At 77.1% G+C, this 714-nt stretch carries 1 protein-coding gene; it reads right to left on the minus strand.

Features of this window, described 5'->3' with window-relative positions; genetic code table 11:
• Positions 1–129: 129 nt before the first annotated feature.
• A partial coding sequence (locus EAO71_RS36275; protein WP_261992519.1) for a DUF6197 family protein occupies positions 130–714 on the minus strand: 585 nt, incomplete at its 5' end.

The raw sequence follows: 714 nt of genomic DNA on the forward strand, positions 1-714 counted from the left end.
CGTCCGCACGGCTGACGACGGGGGCGATCCGCTGGGCGATGGCCCCGCCGCCACCCGTGCGGACGACGGCGGTCTAGGGAGCGTCTCGGCGGGCTCGTCGGGCTCCCCGCGGGCCGAGGGCGGGTGTGGTCACTGGCCCGCGTGCGCCGCGCGGCGGATCGTCGCGTCGATCAGGGTCAGGGCCTCCTGCGCCGTACGGCCGGGGGTGCGGTTCCATGGTCCGATCAGGCCGGTCCAGCCCTGCGCGCGCAGCTCGGTGACGATCCAGGCGGCGGAGCGGTTCATGGTGTCGGCGCTGCCGTAGCCGAGCCGGTGCGCGGTGAGCAGGGCCCCGCACAGGCAGCGGGCGCCCCGCGCGTCGCGGAGCCGGTACGGCCGGTTCTGCYAGCCCCATTCCACGAGGACGCGGCGGGCGTGGGCGAGGTGAACGGAGGGGCGCAGGTCGGGTTGTCCGATCCGGCGCCAGCCGTGCAGCCGGTCGGGCAGGACGGCGCCGAGTCGCCCGGGGAGGCGCCGTTCGGCCGGCGGGGTCGCGGGGAGGGACTCCAGCGCGGTGGCGACGAGCTGCTCGACCGGAACCGAGAGGAGGCCGCGCCACGGCTCCGCGGCGGGCGGGTCGGCGACGCCGGCCGTCGGATCCGTGGCCGGATGGCCGGGGGTGGGGTGCGGAGCCAGTAGGAGCGGTAGTCGGGCTTCGTCGTGTTGGCGAAGACC

Origin of the sequence: Streptomyces sp. MS191 (genome assembly GCF_008042125.1) — a bacterium.
Taxonomy (GTDB): Bacteria; Actinomycetota; Actinomycetes; order Streptomycetales; family Streptomycetaceae; genus Streptomyces.